A 16,764-nucleotide genomic window follows, 5' to 3' on the forward strand; every position below is an offset into this window, starting at 1 on the left:
GGCCCAGCCGTCGCCCGTGACGCGAGTGCCGGACACCTAGCCGCAGTGCTCCAGCAGGTCGAACACGTCGGACAGTGACGTCTCGGCCATCGCGATGACCGTGTCGGCTCCGCCGTAGTAGAGCCGCAAGGTCTCGGTGAACGGGTCGTGCACCCACCCGCAGGGGAAGACCACGCCGGGCACGTCGCCCTGCAGCTCGTACGGAGCGACGGGCCCGAGGACCCACTCGCGCGAGCGGCGCAGGACGACCCGAGGATCCTCGAGGTCGAGCAGCGCCAGCCCGACGCGGTAGAGCTGCCCGGCCACGGTGTCTCGCACCCCGTGGTACGCGACCAACCACCCGTGCTCGGTCTCGATCGGTGGCGGGCCCATGCCGATGCGGGTGCTGTCCCACATCCCCGCACGGGCCCGGAACACCGGCTCGGGGGCCAGCCAGCTGACGAGGTCGGCCGATCGGGACATCCAGATGTCGGCGTGGTTGCCGACGACGGTCCTCGGCCGGTGGAACAGGACGAAGTGACCGTCGATCCGGCGCGGCAGGACGGCGGCGTTCTTGTCCTCCGGAGGGCAGACCACACCGATGCGCTCGACGGTGCGGAAGTCCGTGGTGGTCGCGAGCGCGACCGCCGGCCCGGTGGGCCCGTATGCCGTGTAGGCGATGACCCACAGCCCCAGCTCCTCGACCCGGGTCACGCGGGGATCCTCCACGCCCCAGGCCTCGGCGGGGTGGTCGTGCGAGGGGTGGATGAGCGGCTCGGGCTCGATGACCCAGCCGCTGAGGCCGTCCTCGGAGCGCGCCACGCTGAGGTGGCTGTGGCCCTCGAAGTCCTCGACGCGGCATACGAGGATCGTCTGTTCGCCGTCGTGGGCCGCGGCCGGGTTGAAGACCGCGTTGACCGGGTAGGGCCAGTCGTCAGCGGTGAGCAGCGGGTTCCCGACCGCCCGGCGGAAGATCCTCTGCTCACTCGGGTGCCAAGACTCCGGCATAGACCTCAAGGTAGTCCTCGACCATCCGAGTTGCACCAAATCTCTGCACCGCACGTTCGCGACAGCGGCGCCGGTCCAGGGCCGCGGCCACCTCGACGGAGGGCACTGCTTCATCGACACCCGACACCAGGAAGCCGGTCACCCCCTCGTCGACGACCTCCGGCATCGAGCCGCGGCGATAGGCCACGACCGGTGTGCCACAGACCATCGCCTCCACCACCGAGAGGCCGAACGGCTCGTCGAACCCTATGGGGTGCAGCAGCGCTGCCGCCTCGCCGAGCACCCGGGACCGGTCGCCGGGTCCCACGGGGCCGAGGAACACCACGGCGTCCCCGTCGACGTGCGGCGCCACCTCGGCGTCGAAGTACTCCCGGTCGTGGACGATGCCGCAGATGACGAGGCGCCGACCGGCCCGTCGCGCGATGGTGATCGCGTCGGCCGTCCCCTTGTCGGGGTGGATCCGACCGAACGACACGAGCGCATCGCCACCCCGGCCGAACGGCAGGCCGTCGACGTCGACACCGTGGTGCACCGTCGCGACGTAGTCGAGCTCGCGAGCGCGGTCGGAGTCGGAGATCGAGACGTAGGCCGACGCTGCGCGCAGATAGGCCGGGAGTATGCCGTGTCCCGAGAACCCGTGGATCGTCGTCACCATGGGTGCCGCGAACGAGTGGGAGAAGCACAGCGGCAGCCAGTCGAGGTGGTTGTGGACGAGGTCGAAGTCGCCCGAGCGGGCCAGAGCATGCGCGACGTGCAGCCCTTCCCAGACGCGGCCGTCCATCGTGTCGTCCTCTGAGTACCCGTGTGGCGCAACCGACTCAAGGTGGGCACGGGTCTGCGAGTCGGCCGTCGCGAAGAGGGTGACGTCGACGCCACGGTCCGCGAGCCCGTCCGCGAGCAGTCCGGTCACCTGCTCCCACGGGCCGTAGTGCACGGGCGGGGTCCGCCACGCGATCGGCCCCAGGAGCGCGATCCTCACCTGTGGCCGCCCGGCGGGAGCAGGTCGACCGAGTCGAGCGCGAGCCACGCCTGGAGATAGGCCAGCGTCGACTCTGCGCCCTCGTTGGCGTTGAGCCCGCGCGGGCCCACCCCGTCGTGACAGCCGCCGGAGACCGGGTCGTGCACGGTGAGCCCCCACCGGTTCCGTCCGTGGAACCACCCGAACGCGGCCCGGGCTCGCTCGGCGAACTGCGGTGAGCCGGTGGTCCGGTAGGCCTCGACGCACGCCTCCGCGAGCGCGGCGGCGTCGAGCGGCTGCTCGTCACCCTCGTCCCGCCCGCTCTGAGCGCCACCGGAACCCTGCGGCCGGCGCCGCCAGGAGTTGCCGACGAGGGAGACGGCACCCGAGTCGACGTCGCACTGCCCGCCGTACCACTCGAGCGACTCCAGCCCGAGACGGAGCAGGGTGGCGTCCCGCTGCGCGGCACCAGCGGAGATCAGGGCCTGGGCGAGGCGGGCGTTGTCGTAGGTCAGCTCGTCCTCGAACCAGCTCCACTCGGGCGTGGCGTTCTTGGTGTAGAGCGCGCCGAGCTGCTGGGCGAGCTGCCCGAGGCTTCGGCGCCCCGTGGTGCCCAGCTCGTGGGCGGGCACCCGCGCGAGCCCGATGACCGCGAAGGCGGCGGTCCTCGGGGCGTCGAGCGGCGGATCGGAGGCGAGGATGTCATGGAGCAGTCCCCTGCAACGCCCCGCGACCTCACCCACCCCCGACCCAACCTGTCCGAGGGCCCAGAGCGTCCGGCCCACGTGGTCCCCCGGGTGGGGGTCGTCGACCCACCGACCCTCGAGGTCGCGGAAGTTGCGCATCATCGCGCTCGGGCCGTCCCACGCGTCCTCGAGGAGGTCGAGCCCGCGGGTGCGCATCAGCTCCAGGGTGACCCGCTCACGGTCCGGCGCTCCGCGGCGCAGGAAGCCATCGGCGACGATGACGAGGCGCGCGACGTCGTCGACGCACGTTCCCGTCGTCGGGTCAGGGTGGAGTCCCGTCGCGTGCTGCACGATCCCTCCGGCGTCGACGAGGCGGTGCAGGTGGGTCAGCGTCGGGAGCGGCCCTCGCGCCGGGGCTGCCTCGCTGACGCCGCCCCGAGCGGTCGCCTGCCGCTCCTGAGCGGCCGCTCCGAGGAGCTTGAGGGTCTCGCGGCCGACCTCGGGCCACGTGTACTGGCTCCCGACCCGGTATGCCGTCTCGGCGGCCTGCGCGCGGAGGTCGTCGTCCGCAAGCAGCGCGACCACCGCCTCGGCCATCGCCTCGTGGTCGTCGAAGCCGACGAGGGTGCCAGCACCGGTCCCGAGCAGCTCGGTGGCGTAGAAGTAGGGCGTCGACACCACCGGGCAGCCAGCCACGAGGGCGAAGGTGAGGACCCCGGACACGACCTGTTCCTGGTGCCGGTAGGGCGTGAGGAAGACCTCGGTCCGGCGCAGCAGGGCCCGGATGTCGGCGTCGCTGAGATATCGGTCGACGACGAGGACGTGGTCGTCGAGGCCCAGCTCCGACGTGAGCCGCTCGAGCTCGCTGCGGTAGCCCTCGCCATGCCGCCGGATGACCTCCGGGTGGGTCCGGCCCGCCACGACGTAGAGGGCGTCGGGGTGCTTCTCGACCACCCGCGCCACGGCGCGCACCGCCACCTCGACACCCTTGCCCGGGGAGAGCAGGCCGAAGGTCGAGATCACCCGCCTCGACAGGTGGTCTGCCAGCTCGGGCAGGGCATCGCTCTCGTGGACACCGTCATCGACCTCGGATCCCTGACCCCCGGAGGCGACCCCGGCGGGCTGCAGCTCGGCCGGTGCGCCGTGGTTGACGACGGCGACCCGGCTCCACGGCGCGATGCCGGAGCGGACGAGCTGGTCCCGGGCCAGCGCCGTGAACACCGTCACCACCGCCGCCCCCGCGACGACCTCACGCAGCACGGATCGCTGGTGCTCGTCGGGAGCGAGCAGGAGGGTGTGCAGGGTGGCGACGTAGGGCACCGAGAGCGCCCTGGTGAGGTCGAGCAGGTACTCCCCGGACTCCCCGCCGAAGATCCCGTACTCGTGCTGGACGAGCACGACGTCGACGCCGGCCGCGTTGATCGCCTCAGCCGCACGGGCGTAGTCGGCCCGGTGTTGCTGGCGGATGCTCAGCAGGACCTCCGGCGCTCCGGGGGGCGCAGGCTCCACCGCAGGGTCGTCGAGGACTGCGGCGACGACGATGTCCACGGAGGAGTCGGCATCGAGGAGGGCCTGCCGCAGGTCCGTGGCGAAGGTGGCCAGACCGCAGTGTCGCGGTGGGTACGTGGACAGGATGGCGACGCGCATCGTTCACGCACCCCCTGCGGCGTCACCACCGATGGCGCTGTCGCCTGCCGCCGGCTCCGCTGTGCCCTCCTGGGGCGGGGCGCCTCCCACGAGGTCGCTCTCGAGCCCTTCGAGCGGGTCGATGTAGCCAGGTGGGGGCGGGGGGTCGGGCGTGACCGGCGGGAAGGTGCTTCCATCCGGTTGCAGGTGCGAACGGTGCTGGTCCATGCGGCTGCTCTCCATTCCCGACTCTTCCCCGAGTCGGTGCATTCGAAAACCCTTGGGAGTGACCATTTACCGGGGGGTCCGAACAGCCCGGACCTCATGCGTCCCGACAGATCCCTCGTTCCCGCGCCAGCACATCACGTATGCCGTCCGTCCGGCAGGGACCTTGTGCCCCTGTGGGCACCGGACCCGCGGACCGCGATGGAGGTGAGGAGGTGGGCGCGATGAAGGTGTCCACGCGAGAGAGACGAGACCCGGTCGGACGGAACCGCCACGCCCCCGGACTTTGGCCGGCGGTCGGCGCCGCGGTCTTCCTCTCAGGGGCGACGGCGTTCGCGATCGGTGAGCCCTTCGGAGACCTGGACTTCACCCGAGCGCTCACGCTGACCGCTGTCTGGGTCCTGCCCGCGCTCGTCCTCACGGGCCTGGTCCTGACCGGCCGGACGTGGGCCGCCACCCTCGCCGTCGCCGCGGCCTGGGGCTGATCGTGGTCCAGTCCGTGTTCCGACCGCTCGACGTCAACACCTATGGGCCGGTCACGGCGTTCGCCGCGCTCGCGGCCGCGTGGCCGGTGGCAGCCCTCGGACTCCGACACCCGGACTGGGCGGCGAAGGCGATGCTGGCCTTGGGTGGTGCGATGTTCCTCGCCATGGCCCTGGCCCGTGGGCCGCGCGCCTCCACGGCCGTCGTCGCGCTCCCCCTGCTCCTGCTCGGGGGTGCCTTCGCACTGGCTGGGCGTGGACACGAACGCGGCGCCCGAGTGTCAGGGCGAGATGGGGTCCGCAGGCCCTTGACGAGGTGACCAGGGCCCGCTCCCCCTGGGGCGATGCTCAGACGTTGCCGAGGATGCGGTCGACCGAGATCTCGACGACCACACGCGCAGGGTTGACGCGCGGCTGCCGGTAGCGGACGGCATACCTCTCGACGGCGTCGGCGACGGACTCCGCGTCGGTGAGCACCCGCGACCGACCCTCCAGGGCGAGCCAGTGGCGTCCCTCGACCTGGCACAGCACGGCCCGACCGCCGCGGCCGGCGTTACGCGCCTTCTGCGACGTGCCGCTCGTGATGACCCGGGCGACCCCAGCCGCCTCGTCCCACGTGAAGCCGACCGGCACGACGTGCGGGCTGCCGTCGCGCCGCAGCGTCGTCAGGGTCGCGAGGTGTCGCTCGGTGAGGAAGGCGAGGGCCTGCTCGGACAGCTCGCGGGGGTCGATGGCCACCCGGTGAGGATGTCACGAGAGGACGCCACGAGGATGCCTCAGCCCGTGCCACGACGTCGCCAAGACGTCGCCAACAGGAGCAGACTCGGCCCATGGGTGAGCTGCACGTCAACATGAACATCACGCTCGACGGGGTGATCCAGGCCAACGGCGGTGCGGGTGAGCAGGACGCCGGCTACGAGTACGGCGGCTGGGAGCGCCCCTACGGCGACGAGCAGTCCGGTGCCCAGCTCGTCGCCGACGTCGAGGCCTCCGACGCCCTGCTGCTGGGCCACACGACCTACGAGATCTTCCGCGGCTACTGGCCGGGGCAGCCCTCACCGCTCGGGCGGGCCTTCGACCGCGTCCCCAAGTACGTCGCGTCGAGGGGCACGCCCGAGCTCACCTGGGACATGTCGACTCAGCTCACCGACGCTGCCACCGACGTCCGCCGCCTCCGTGACGAGCACGAGCAGATCCACACGTGGGGCAGCGCGGACCTGCTCCAGACGCTCTTCCGCGAGGGTCTCGTCGACCGGCTCAACCTCTGGGTCTGCCCCGTCGTCATCGGGACGGGCAAGAGGCTCTTCCCGGAGGGCGCCGTGCCGACGCGCTTCGAGCTCGTCGAGGCGCCCACGGCCTACCCGGCCGGCGCCGTGCTCATGCGCTACCGCCGGCTCGAGGGACCGCCGGAGACCGACGGGCCGCCGGAGACCGGGAGCGCCTGACCCTCGCCGACGTTCACCTCACGGGCAGCGCGGCACGGAGGCGCTGAACGAGGTGTTCGACCCGTTCGAGACGTAGTAGTCGCTGACCCACCGGTTGTCTACTAGCTGGTTCCAGACCCGCGTCGTGCCGACGGTCGTCCCTACCTTCTGGCAGGCGACGTAGGCCAGGCCGCCGCCCTGGATCGAGCCGTTGACGGCATACGAGGTCCCGGGTCCCGAGCGGGTGTTGACCGGAGTCGAGATGGTGATCTGACCGGGGTAGGAGCAGCGCTGGAGCGGGGCGCTGAACGTCGTGCTCGACGGCGTCGAGACGTAGCGGTCGGTCACGAAGCCGCCCGTGCCGATCCGGTCCCAGACCGAGGTGGTGCCGACGACCTGACCTCGGGCCTGGCAGATGACGGAGACCGTGGAGTTGGCGGCCAGGGTGCCGACGACGGGATAGGCGCTCGAGGGTCCGCTGCGGACGTTGAGCGTCCCGGAGCTCGTCACCCGGTAGGCCCGCAGCACCGTCGCCACCGGACCCCTGATGATGTCGCTGTCGATGTTGAGCGTTACGCCACCCCAGGTCTCGTTGTGGTCGCCCTGGTACTGCTTGGCGCGCTGCCACTCGGCCCAGAGGGTGTTGCCGGCGGTCGGCCAGTTCGTCGTCGTCGCGTTGAGGTCCCAGCGCGCCATCCACACGGCGTCGGGGCGAGCCAGCGTCGTCGAGGTGTAGCTCGCGGCGAGGTCGCGCAGGCCCGAGTCCTGGTGCACGTAGACACCGGCGAGGTAGCCGCTGCGGTGCAGGGTCCGCGTCCACTCCGAGACGTAGGTCCGGACCGCGCCGATGCATCCGACCGCCGCGCGGTCGTAGTGCTCGACGTCGGCGTAGAGCGCGCTCCCGGCGAGCAGTCCCAGCGCCCGCGCCTGCGCCACGGCGTCGGCGCCGTCTGCGGCACCGCGCGCGGCCGCGCCCGACGCGGCATACCGGTAGGGCTTGGTCCCGAACACGCAGAACGGCTGGTCACCGAAGTACGTCGGGACGAGCGACCAGCCGGCCGCCGTCGCGCTGCGGACCCACGGTGCCGTGAGGTTGGGCTGGGCGCAGCCGCGGTTGCGGCCGCCGAAGTAGATGTTGACGCCGGTGTAGGGCGCCCGCCCCCTCCACGCGGCGAGCGCCGTGAGCGACGGCGCGGTGCACGTGTCGAAGAAGCGGCCCGACACCCGGGTCGCGGACGACGCGGCGGGGTAGCTGCCGGGGGTGGCGGGGTCGGCCTGGGCCGCGGTGGGCGCCGCCACGGCGACCGCCAGCGTGGCGAGTCCTGCGGTCACCCATGCGGTGGTGCGGCGCGCGAGTCCCATGACGACCTCCAGCGCGGAGCCGTCGACGGGCGCGAGGCCCCACCCTTCGATGATGCGCCTGCCTGCACGGGGGCGGGAGGGCTTTGGCGAACTCGGGCCGACGCCGCCTCAGGACGTGGAGCCTCAGAAGGTGGAGCGCAGCAACATCGCCGCCAGGGCGAACATCACCAACCCGATGAGCACCTCGATGACCTGCCACGTCCGCGGCCGCGCGAGCCAGCGCGAGGCGAGGTGTGCGGCATACCCGAGAGCGCTGAACCACACGACGCTCGCGACCCCCGCGCCCAGGCCGAACCACCACCGTCCGGTGGGCCCGTGCGCCGTGCTGAGGTTGCCGAGCATGAGCACCGTGTCGAGATAGACGTGCGGGTTGAGCCACGTGAGCGCCACGGCGGTCAGGGCCGCGGACCCCCGGGCCGGCGCACTCGCGCTCAGGGCCTGCGGGTGCCGCGCCGACAGCAGCGATCGGATCCCGAACCAGACGAGGTATGCCGCGCCCGCACCGGTGATGACCCGCAGCAGTCCCGGTCGGCTCTCGACCAGGGCCCCGACGCCGAGGACCCCGGCGACGATGAGGAGCAGGTCACTGATGGCACAGATGGCGACGACGACTCCGACGCGGTCGCGCGAGATGCCCTGGCGCAGGACGAAGGCGTTCTGGGCGCCGATGGCGATGATGAGGGTGAAGCCGGACAGGAGTCCGCTGAGGACGGCGGCGGTGGTCGTGGTGTTCATCTCGCCTGACGCTAGAGGTGGGCGGACATGACGACCAGCGAAGGATTCTCCGGTTTCCTTAGGCACGCTTCATCTAGGGTCGAGGCGTGCAGACCGACCAGCTCCGTGCCCTGCTCGCCGTCGTCGACGAGGGAACGTTCGAGGCCGCTGCCCGACGGCTGCACGTCACGCCGTCGGCGGTGAGCCAGCGGATCAAGGCCCTCGAGCACGGGCTGGGCCGGGTCGTCGTGCGGCGCGGGCTGCCGTGCGAGCCCACCGAGGCCGGCGAGGTGCTCGTCCGGCTTGCCCGTCAGCAGCACCTGCTCGAGCAGGAGGCCCGCGCCGCCCTCGACGAGAGTGCCGCCCCACGTGAGCTGCCGGTCGTCGTCAACGCCGACTCGCTCGCGACGTGGTTCGCGAGTGTCCTGCACGAGGTGGCTCGGTGGGAGGGCGTCGTGCTGCGGCTCCACGTCGAGGACGAGGGCCACAGCCACGAACTGCTGCGCGCCGGCACGGTGCTCGGTGCTGTGACGTCGAGTCCCGCTGCGGTGCAGGGCTGCTCGGTCGAGCGGATCGGCGGGATGCGCTACCTCCCGGTGGCGACGCCAGAGCTGCGCGACCGGTTCGCGCGGGGGCGCGGTGTCGACTGGGCCCGGATGCCGGTGCTGCGCTTCAACGAGCACGACGACGTCCAGCGCGGGGTGCTTCGAGGTCACGGGGTGCCGGACGACGAGCAGCCACCGACCTCGCGGATCCCGTCGTCGGAGGCGTTCGCCGAGGCGGTGCGAGCCGGACTCGGCTGGGGCGCCCTGCCCGAGGCCCAGTGCCTCGACGACCTCGAGCGGGGGCGGCTCGTCCGGCTGGGTGCTCGGGAGCACGTCGACGTGCCGCTGCACTGGCAGGCGTGGCGGCTGCGCTCACCCCTGGTCGACCGCCTCACCGAGACAATCCGGGCCCACGCGCCGGCTCGCTGAGCTCACTCCGACGGAGGTGGGCCGATGGCGGCGCCTTGGGGTGAGGACGTTCGACCTTCGTGGGCGCGGTTAGGTGTTCACTGGTGCCACAGCGGACGTGCCACGTCGATCGTCGAAATGTCGGCGACCTCGAGCACGGCCCTTCACCAGGAGGTTCTCATGAGCAGCACACCGCACACGCCGGGTTCTCGCGACCGGAACGACGGCCCCTTCGACCGAGACCGTCGGACCGAGCACGACGCCGGGGACCGCGGGCCGCTCGACCGTGACCGCATCCGTGACGACGACAGGTACGACCGCGGCGAATCGGCTAGCCGGGGCGACATGTACGAGCGGGATGATCGCGATCACCGCGATGAGCGGGATCTGCACCGCGGCGACACGAGCGCACCCGTGGTGGCCGGCACCCACTCCGTCACCGATGTGGCGATGCAGAAGGAGGCCTACGGCGGTGTGAAGCCCGGGGCAGCCTTCTTCGGCTGGCTGACCGCCACCGGCATGGCGGTCCTGCTCACGGCCCTGCTCGCCGCGGCGGGCGCTGCGCTGAGCATCTCCACCGGTACGGACGTCGACCAGGCGGCAGGAGACGCGGCCCAGAATGTCGAGGAGGTCGGCATCGCCGGCATCATCGGTCTGAGCCTCATCCTCCTCGTCGCCTACTTCTGCGGCGGGTACGTCGCCGGCCGGATGGCTCGCTTCAGCGGCGCACCCCAAGGCGTTGCCGTCTGGGTGTGGTCGCTCGTGATCGCCGGACTGCTGGCCCTGCTGGTCGTGCTCGCGGGCGACGAGTACAACGTCCTGCAGGACGTCAACGTCTTCCCCCGGTTCCCGGTCGACGAGGGCACGCTCACCACGGCCGGGATCACCGCCCTGGTCGTCGCCCTGCTCGCCAGCCTGATCGGCGCGATCCTCGGCGGCGTCGCGGGAGTCCGCTACCACCGCAAGGTCGACCGCGCCGGCATGGTCGGCTGACCACCAGGTCATCGTGCACGACGAAGGCCCGGAAGCGCAGTGCTCCCGGGCCTTCGTCGTGGGTCACTTCAGCTTGAAGTTGGCGCTGATCTTCGACCCGTCATCGGTCGTCATCGTGACCATGTAGCACGAGCCCGGCGTCTTCGGCGTCTGCCAGTTCTGGACGAACTGACCACCCGTGGCGTCGTAGCGCAGGGTGGTGCCGCCCGTCGTGACGAGCTCGATGTCGTCGGTGATCGTGCTGGTTCCACAGGTCACCTGCTTGACGACGAAGCTGTCGACGATCGACGGATCGGTCAGTTCGGTGGCGCCGGCGAAGACCTCGAACTTGAGGGGCACGGTCGAACCGTTCTTGACGGTGTTCACCACCCCAGCCATGTCGACCGGCTGGTAGAAGCCGCGGAGCGTCCAGGCGAGGACCGAGTACGAGCGGGTCAGCGCGGTGGTGTTGCCCGCGACGTCACCGGCGGTGGCCGTCATGGTCTGCGAGCCGGTCGTGGTCGCGTACCCGCTGATGGCGCAGGCGCCGGGTCCGGACAGGTCGTCGGTCGCCACGCACGAGCCCTCGGCGGGAACCGAGCCGAAGTAGTAGCTCGCACCGGCCGCCGGGCCACCGACCCAGGACACGCCGGGGCCGGTGAGGTCGACGTAAACGTCGCTGACACCCGCCGATGCGCTGTTGCCGGCCACGTCGAAGACGGTGCCACTGTGCTCCTGGTCTGCGCCCTCGCCGAAGAGGTGCGCTGCCGGACACTCCACGACGCCAGAGCCGCTGTCGCCGCAGGTGTACGTCACCGTCGGTGCACCGCTGGTGAGGTTCCACCAACCCGTCCCGGGGCGAACGGGGGTGAGCGCGGCCGAGATGGTCGGGTTGGTCTTGTCGACGTTGATGCCCGTGACCGTGTCCGAGGCCGAGTTGCCGGGGACGTCGGTGCAGGTGCCGGTGGCGGACTGGTCGGCGCCCTCACCGCGGGTGACGGTGGTCGTGGACCGACTCGCGTCGATGCCCCTGAGGTCCGCACAGGACCACGTGACCGTGACGTCGGAGCTGTTCCAGCCCGCGCCGTTGGCGGCAGGGAGCCGGCTCACCCGGGTGATGACCGGTGCGGTGAGGTCGACGTCGACGTTGGTGACCTTGGCGCTGGCGGTGTTGCCGGCCATGTCGGTGACCGTGCCCGTGTCCTCCTGGTCCACGCCCTCACCGAAGGTGCGGGGGGCGGTGCAGGAGTCGACACCAGACAGGTCGTCCTCACAGGAGTAGGTCACCGTCGGGGCGCCGGTGCCGATGTTCCACCAACCGTTCGCGGCGGCAGGATCGAGATCGGCCGTGATGGTCGGGGCGACGGTGTCGACGTTGATGTCCTCGACGGTGTTCGAGGCCGCGTTGCCGGCGACGTCGGTGCAGGTCCCGGTCGCGGACTGGTCGGCGCCGTGGCCCAGCGGGACGCTCGTGATGGAGGCGGCGGCGTCGATCTCGCCGTTGTCCGTGCAGGACCACGTGACCGTGACGGCCGAGTTGTTCCACCCGGCACCATTGGCCTCGGGCAGGCGGCTGACGAGTGTGATGACCGGCGCGGTGTTGTCGACGATCGAGTACGTCACCGACGACACGGCGTTGAGGTCCCCGTCGTCCGTGTAGTCGCACGTCGCCGTCTGCAGACCGAGACCAGATGCCGCGAGCGGTCCGGTCACGGCGCTGAGCTCGGCGTTGAAGGTGGACGGACCGTCCTCGGCGTCCACGACCGAGCATCGAGCCCTCGGCACCGCTCCGACCTCGTATGCCGTCCCGGCCACCACGTCGATGACGTCCACCGTGGGAGCCGTGTTGGTCGGGGTGGCAGCGGTGACGTCGACCCGGAAGCTGGCCGGCGCGAGGTCGAACGTGCCTGCCGTGGTGTTGCTCGTGGCCGTGAGGCTGACGGTGGTCGACCCTGCCGACACCGGGGTCACGGTGACGACCTTGGTGTCTCCGCAGCTCGTGAACGTCAGGCTGCTCGGTGAGACAGTGGCCCTGCCCGGGTTGAGGGCGCTGACGGACACGGTGAGGGTCGTGGAGCCCGTGAGGTTGCAGCCGTTCTTCCCGTCGCCGTTGGTCTCCACGACTCGGAGGGTGGTGCTGCCCGAGGCGCCACCGACGGTGAGCGGCATTACCTCTGCAGCGGGGTCGACGGAGACATCGAGGTTGTTCGAGATGTCGTCGGCGGTGGCGCTGGCGGCGCCGAGAGCGAGGGTGACCGCCGCGATGGCGACGGCGGATGTTCGGCGGAGCATGGTCATGTTCACGGGCACTCCTGAAGTGGCAGGGTTACTGGGAGGAAAGAGAGAGGGTTCCCACCTGCCGAAAACGTAGGCCTGACCTGCAGGTTCAGGGAGCGGATTGGCACAACCTGACTAGTCAAATCGGGATAGCCACAACGGGCCATCGCGGGGTCATGCCCGCGGCTGATGTGTCCAGTCGAGAGCGGCTCCTGGCCCGCTGCTGACTGGACTCAGACCCACCGCCCGTGGACCCTCAGCCGGTCCAGACGCCGTCGTCCCACGCGGCAGCCAGCACCGCGGCATACGGGGCGATGTCGTGACCACGCTCGGCCACCCACTCATCCGAGTTGTAGGTCTCGTCGTAGCGGTCGCCGCGGTCGCACACCAGCGACACGATCGAGCCGCGCTCGTCCGCGGCCTGCATCTCGGCGGCGAGCCGCAGTGCGCCGTAGATGTTGGTCCCCGTCGACGGCCCCGCCGAGATTCCGGTGCGCTCGCGCAGGAACCGCATCGCCGCGATCGAGGCGCAGTCGGGGACGCCGAGCATGCGGTCGACGACGAGCGGGAGGAACGACGGCTCCAGCCGCGCCCGCCCGATGCCCTCGATCCGCGACGGCTCGAGCCTCGCTTCCCCGTCGCCCTGCCACGCCGGCAGGAACGCCGAATGCTCCGGGTCGACGACGCACACCCGCGTGTCGAGCGCCTGGTAGCGCACGAACCGCCCGATCGTCGCCGACGTCCCGCCGGTGCCGGCGCCGACGACGATCCACGCCGGGACCGGGTGCTCCTCGAGAGACATCTGCTCGAAGATCGACTCGGCGATGTTGTTGTTGCCCCGCCAGTCGGTCGCCCGCTCGGCGTTGCTGAACTGGTCGAGGTAGACCCCAGCGGCAGCCTCCGCCACCCGCCGGGCTTCGTCGTAGACGGCGGTCGGGTCGTCGACGAGGTGGCAGCGCCCACCCTCACGCTCGATGAGGGCGATCTTGGCCGGCGACGTCGACGACGCCATGACGGCGACGAACGGCAGGCCGAGCATCCGCGCGAAGTGTGCCTCGCTCACCGCGGTCGAGCCCGAGGACGCCTCGACGACCGTCGTGGTCGGGCCGACGATCCCGTTGCACAGCCCGTAGAGGAACAACGAGCGCGCCAGCCGGTGCTTGAGCGAGCCGGTCGGGTGGGTCGACTCGTCCTTGAGGTAGAGGTCGATCCGCCCGCAACCGGGCAGGTGCACCTTGATGAGGTGCGTGTCCGACGAGCGCATCGCGTCGGCGCGCAGCTTGCGGATCGCCTCGCTCACCCAGGACCGGTCGGGCTCGGTCCGCAGCCCGGTGTCGACGAGCGGGGTGGGGGCAGACGTCCGCGATGACATGCCGCTCACCGTATCGGTGGCCGAGAGGGCCGCACCTTCGGCCCAGAAACGCAGCGTTCCCCCCGGAACAGTTCCGGGGGGAACGCTGCGTTTCCGTGATCAGGCGGAAAAGGTGGTGCGGGAGGGCCGCGGGTCAGGTGTTGCTCGTGTTGCGACCCTCGTCGATGTTGGGCGTCGAGAGGTCGGAGCCCTCGGAGGTGCCGGACGTCGACGGGGCCGAGCCGTCGGCGAAGTCGCCGGCGTCGGTCCAGGCGTTGCCCTCGGAGACCTGCTCGGTCGTCGGCTCTCCACCGAACTCCGAGGCGCCCGCGTCGTCGCCCAGCTCGTCGCCCTTGTCGGACGCCTTGTCCTTGACCTCGGCGGCCTTCTCCTTGGCAGCGGCACCGGCAGCGGCCGCCTTGTCCTTGGCGGCGGCACCGGCAGCAGCGGCCTTGTCCTTCGCCGCGGACGCCAGGTCGGTCACCTTGTCGCCGACGGACGAGTCACGCCCGTGCGACGGCGGGGTGTAGGCACCGGCGCTGGCCCACGGGTCCTTCTTCTCGGTCGACTTCTTCCACGCGAACGCCGCAGCGCCGGCGGCGAGGAGCAGCAGGAGCGCGCCCTTGCCACCCTTCCGCTTCTGCTTGACGACGGCGTCGCCCTTGAGCACGTGGTAGGCGTCGGGTGCGCGGTCGGCGGCCTCGGCGGCAGCGCCCTTGGCGGCAGCCGCACCGGCGATCACGGTCGCGAGCGCCGAGGCCAGCTTGGGCACGACGTCCTCGACGAACGTGTCCCTGGCGTCCTGCACCTTCGGGGCTGCTTGGTCGGCGTACTCGCGGGCCGTCTCGCGTGCGGTCTCGACCTTGGGGGCGGCCTTGTCCTTGAGGTCCGCGGCACGGGCGCGCAGGTCGGCAGCGTGCGACTGCGCGCTCGATCCGGCGTCCGAGGCGGTGGAGGCAGCGGACTCGACCCTGGCCGCGACGGCGTCACGTGCCTGCTCGCTCTTGCTCTTCGTGCGGAACACGTCGTTCTCCTATCGATGGACGATCGGGTTCCTTCCATCAAACACTGTTTCCCCACGTCACGACACCTAGGGGTCCTGCCGAACCCACCTTTCGTATGCCGGGTGCACCCTCCCCGCGCTCCTCACCCGCCGTGGGCCTCCCCATAGAGTGGAGGCATGAAGGCAACCCTCAAGACCAACCACGGCACCATCAACCTCACCCTGTTCGCCGACCAGGCGCCCAAGACCGTGAAGACGATCACCGGTCTGGCCACCGGTGAGCTCGACTACAAGGACGACTCGGGCCGGACCAACCCCGACAAGTTCTACGACGGCCTGATCTTCCACCGCATCATCCCCGGCTTCATGATCCAGGGCGGCGACCCGATGGGTCAGGGCTTCGGTGGCCCCGGCTTCACCTTCGACGACGAGATCCACCCCGAGCTCCAGTTCGACCGTCCCTACCTGCTCGCCATGGCCAACGCCGGCAAGCGCATGGGCAAGGGCACCAACGGCAGCCAGTTCTTCATCACGGTCACTCCGACCCCGCACCTCAACGGCAAGCACACGATCTTCGGTGAGGTCGCCGACCAGGAGAGCCGCGACGTCGTCGACAAGATCGCGGCCGTGAGCACCGGCGCGAACGATCGGCCCCGCGAGGACGTTGTCATTGAGAGCTTCGACATCGAGGCCTGAGACACAACGTCCGGCACGCCGACGGCCTGGCCACCGAAGTTGCGGACGCAAGACGGAAGGTGACCTGAGCGCGTGAGCGAGCCCACGGCATACGGACAGACCGGCACCCCAGACGAGGTGCCGGTCTGCCCGCGTCACCCCGACCGGATCTCCTACGTGAGATGCCAGCGCTGCGGGCGACCGGTCTGCCCCGAGTGCCAGCGACCCGCCGCCGTCGGCGTGCAGTGCGTCGACTGCGTGCGAGAGGGCCAGAAGTCGGTGCGGCAGGGCCGGACGATCTTCGGCGGCGACGTGGCCGGCGTCGGCGAGAAGCCGTTCGTCACGATGACGATCATCGGCATCTGCGTGGCCGTCTTCCTCGGCCAGATGGCCCTGCCGCGGCTCACCGACGAGGTGGCGTTCGCGCCCTACCTCGGCGACAGCGAGCCGTGGCGCTTCCTCACGTCGGCGTTCGCGCACTCGCCGCGCAACTTCCTGCACATCGCGTTCAACATGTACGCGCTGTGGATCATGGGCCAGTACCTCGAGCCGATGCTCGGTCGCGCCCGGTTCGCCGCGCTCTACCTCATCACCGCGTTCGGCGGCTCTGTCATGTACCTCCTGCTCGCCTTCCCCGCCTCGGTGGAGGAGCTCAACCGTGGCGAGTTCGGCTCGTGGGAGACCCCCGCGGTCGGTGCCTCGGGCGCGGTCTTCGGGCTCTTCGGCGCGTTCCTCGTGCTGCAGCGCCGCCTCGGCCGCTCGGCCGGCCCGATGGTGGCGACGATCGGCATCAACGCCGTGCTCGGCTTCGTCATCCCGGGCATCGCCTGGCAGGCCCACCTCGGTGGGCTCGTCGTCGGTGCGGCGTGCGCCCTGGTCTTCGCCTACCTCGGGCGCCGACCCGACGGGCCGGGCACCCAGCGCGCGACGTTCGGTGTGCACTGGGTCGGGCTCGGCGCGATCACCGCGGTGCTCCTCGTGCTCGCCGTGGTCAAGTACGCGCTGACGTCGTCCCCCATCTGACGCTGTGCAGTGCTGCGCTCTGCTGCAGCACTGCACAGTCGGGCGA

17 protein-coding genes are annotated in these 16,764 nt (G+C 70.9%); 7 read left to right on the top strand and 10 right to left on the bottom strand.

Features of this window, described 5'->3' with window-relative positions; all coding sequences use genetic code 11:
- Positions 1–36: 36 nt before the first annotated feature.
- The 4 genes from LL946_RS07440 to LL946_RS07455 are packed head-to-tail and all read right to left on the bottom strand — an operon-like array spanning position 37 to position 4,500.
- Positions 37–987 carry a hypothetical protein gene (locus tag LL946_RS07440; RefSeq protein WP_404386332.1) on the bottom strand — a complete coding sequence of 317 codons (951 nt, stop codon included), beginning with the start codon at positions 985–987 and terminating at the stop codon, positions 37–39.
- Positions 962–1,966 carry a glycosyltransferase family 4 protein gene (locus tag LL946_RS07445; RefSeq protein ID WP_404386334.1) on the bottom strand — a complete coding sequence of 335 codons (1,005 nt, stop codon included), beginning with the start codon at positions 1,964–1,966 and terminating at the stop codon, positions 962–964. The genes LL946_RS07440 and LL946_RS07445 overlap by 26 nt, the downstream gene beginning before the upstream one ends.
- Entirely contained in the window at positions 1,963–4,278 is a 2,316-nt protein-coding gene (locus tag LL946_RS07450) for a glycosyltransferase (RefSeq protein ID WP_404386336.1), read from the bottom strand. The genes LL946_RS07445 and LL946_RS07450 overlap by 4 nt, the downstream gene beginning before the upstream one ends.
- Positions 4,279–4,281: 3 nt before the next feature.
- Entirely contained in the window at positions 4,282–4,500 is a 219-nt protein-coding gene (locus LL946_RS07455) for a hypothetical protein (protein ID WP_404386338.1), read from the bottom strand.
- A gap of 206 nt (positions 4,501–4,706) precedes the next feature.
- On the opposite strand from LL946_RS07455, the gene LL946_RS07460 reads away from it, so the two are divergent.
- Both LL946_RS07460 and LL946_RS07465 read left to right on the top strand, forming a co-directional pair.
- Entirely contained in the window at positions 4,707–4,967 is a 261-nt protein-coding gene (locus tag LL946_RS07460; protein ID WP_404386339.1) for a hypothetical protein, read from the top strand.
- Positions 4,968–4,969: 2 nt separating this feature from the next.
- Positions 4,970–5,284 carry a hypothetical protein gene (locus LL946_RS07465; RefSeq protein WP_404386341.1) on the top strand — a complete coding sequence of 105 codons (315 nt, stop codon included), beginning with the start codon at positions 4,970–4,972 and terminating at the stop codon, positions 5,282–5,284.
- A gap of 28 nt (positions 5,285–5,312) precedes the next feature.
- Here LL946_RS07465 and LL946_RS07470 read toward each other — a convergent pair whose 3' ends face one another.
- Positions 5,313–5,702 (bottom strand): PPOX class F420-dependent oxidoreductase, encoded by a 390-nt coding sequence (locus tag LL946_RS07470; protein ID WP_404386343.1) that lies wholly within the window; start codon positions 5,700–5,702, stop codon positions 5,313–5,315.
- A gap of 92 nt (positions 5,703–5,794) precedes the next feature.
- Here LL946_RS07470 and LL946_RS07475 point away from each other — a divergent pair, with 92 nt between their 5' ends.
- The gene (locus LL946_RS07475) at positions 5,795–6,409 is read left to right on the top strand and encodes a dihydrofolate reductase family protein (RefSeq protein WP_404386345.1); all 615 of its coding nucleotides are present in this window, start codon (positions 5,795–5,797) and stop codon (positions 6,407–6,409) included.
- Positions 6,410–6,427: 18 nt separating this feature from the next.
- Here LL946_RS07475 and LL946_RS07480 read toward each other — a convergent pair whose 3' ends face one another.
- Both LL946_RS07480 and LL946_RS07485 read right to left on the bottom strand, forming a co-directional pair.
- On the bottom strand, positions 6,428–7,750 hold the full coding sequence (locus LL946_RS07480; protein ID WP_404386347.1) for a glycoside hydrolase domain-containing protein: 1,323 nt from the start codon (positions 7,748–7,750) through the stop codon (positions 6,428–6,430).
- A gap of 123 nt (positions 7,751–7,873) precedes the next feature.
- On the bottom strand, positions 7,874–8,485 hold the full coding sequence (locus LL946_RS07485; protein ID WP_404386349.1) for a LysE/ArgO family amino acid transporter: 612 nt from the start codon (positions 8,483–8,485) through the stop codon (positions 7,874–7,876).
- An 86-nt stretch (positions 8,486–8,571) separates the two neighbouring features.
- On the opposite strand from LL946_RS07485, the gene LL946_RS07490 reads away from it, so the two are divergent.
- The gene (locus tag LL946_RS07490; RefSeq protein WP_404386351.1) at positions 8,572–9,438 is read left to right on the top strand and encodes a LysR family transcriptional regulator ArgP; all 867 of its coding nucleotides are present in this window, start codon (positions 8,572–8,574) and stop codon (positions 9,436–9,438) included.
- A gap of 159 nt (positions 9,439–9,597) precedes the next feature.
- The gene (locus LL946_RS07495; RefSeq protein ID WP_404386353.1) at positions 9,598–10,410 is read left to right on the top strand and encodes a hypothetical protein; all 813 of its coding nucleotides are present in this window, start codon (positions 9,598–9,600) and stop codon (positions 10,408–10,410) included.
- A 63-nt stretch (positions 10,411–10,473) separates the two neighbouring features.
- Here the strand turns inward: LL946_RS07495 and LL946_RS07500 are convergent, their stop codons facing one another.
- The 3 genes from LL946_RS07500 to LL946_RS07510 all read right to left on the bottom strand — a co-directional run bounded on the left by LL946_RS07500 (position 10,474) and on the right by LL946_RS07510 (position 15,041).
- Positions 10,474–12,687, bottom strand: coding sequence for a PxKF domain-containing protein (locus LL946_RS07500; RefSeq protein ID WP_404386355.1), 2,214 nt, complete (start codon positions 12,685–12,687; stop codon positions 10,474–10,476).
- A 235-nt stretch (positions 12,688–12,922) separates the two neighbouring features.
- On the bottom strand, positions 12,923–14,038 hold the full coding sequence (locus LL946_RS07505) for a PLP-dependent cysteine synthase family protein (RefSeq protein ID WP_404386357.1): 1,116 nt from the start codon (positions 14,036–14,038) through the stop codon (positions 12,923–12,925).
- 133 nt (positions 14,039–14,171) lie between these two features.
- Positions 14,172–15,041 (bottom strand): hypothetical protein, encoded by an 870-nt coding sequence (locus LL946_RS07510; RefSeq protein WP_404386359.1) that lies wholly within the window; start codon positions 15,039–15,041, stop codon positions 14,172–14,174.
- Between the two features lie 156 nt (positions 15,042–15,197).
- Here LL946_RS07510 and LL946_RS07515 point away from each other — a divergent pair, with 156 nt between their 5' ends.
- The gene (locus LL946_RS07515; protein ID WP_404386361.1) at positions 15,198–15,716 is read left to right on the top strand and encodes a peptidylprolyl isomerase; all 519 of its coding nucleotides are present in this window, start codon (positions 15,198–15,200) and stop codon (positions 15,714–15,716) included.
- A 72-nt stretch (positions 15,717–15,788) separates the two neighbouring features.
- Entirely contained in the window at positions 15,789–16,718 is a 930-nt protein-coding gene (locus tag LL946_RS07520; protein WP_404386363.1) for a rhomboid family intramembrane serine protease, read from the top strand.
- Positions 16,719–16,764 lie beyond the last annotated feature (46 nt).

Source organism: Knoellia locipacati, from assembly GCF_044791685.1.
Taxonomy (GTDB): Bacteria; Actinomycetota; Actinomycetes; order Actinomycetales; family Dermatophilaceae; genus Knoellia; species Knoellia locipacati_A.